Origin of the sequence: Bartonella vinsonii subsp. berkhoffii ATCC 51672, from assembly GCF_902825225.1 — a bacterium.
In the GTDB taxonomy this organism is placed as follows: domain Bacteria; phylum Pseudomonadota; class Alphaproteobacteria; order Rhizobiales; family Rhizobiaceae; genus Bartonella; species Bartonella berkhoffii.
Window position 1 is genome coordinate 1 of record NZ_CADEAK010000154.1, and the last position, 454, is coordinate 454.

The window sequence follows — 454 nt, forward strand, 5'->3', positions numbered from 1 at the left end:
CTTCATATTGATTTGAAAAATTTATCTGTGCTTTTGTTTAACAGTTTTATTGAAGGGCAAGCTTTGAGAGGAGAGGTAACTGGTAAGGTCGATATTGGGGGGACATTGAAGGATCCATCTGCGCATTTTGAATTTTCTAGTCAAAATTTAACAATCAATTCTATGCTTCATAAGAATGCATCATTAATTAATATAAATGCTCGTGGTTTTTATGAAAAATCAACACTTCATATTCTGCATTTAACAGCGACTGGATCTAAAGATTTGGATCTTTTTGTAAATGTGCGTCTTTCTTTGGATAATTCACCATCTTAACTGAGTGTTAAAGGTGTAATGCCTCTTGCTTTTGTTGATCAATTATTAGCAAAACTTGTTGCGCATATAACAGGAATAGCAAAAATTGATGCTGTTTTAAATGGAACATTGTCTCAGCCACAGTTGATAGGATCTTTTT

Annotated in this window: 1 pseudogene; it reads left to right on the plus strand. The window is 33.0% G+C overall.

Annotation, left to right across the window (positions count from 1 at the left end):
• Window positions 1-454 (plus strand): annotated as a pseudogene (locus J7R10_RS08705) (hypothetical protein); the annotation flags it as partial.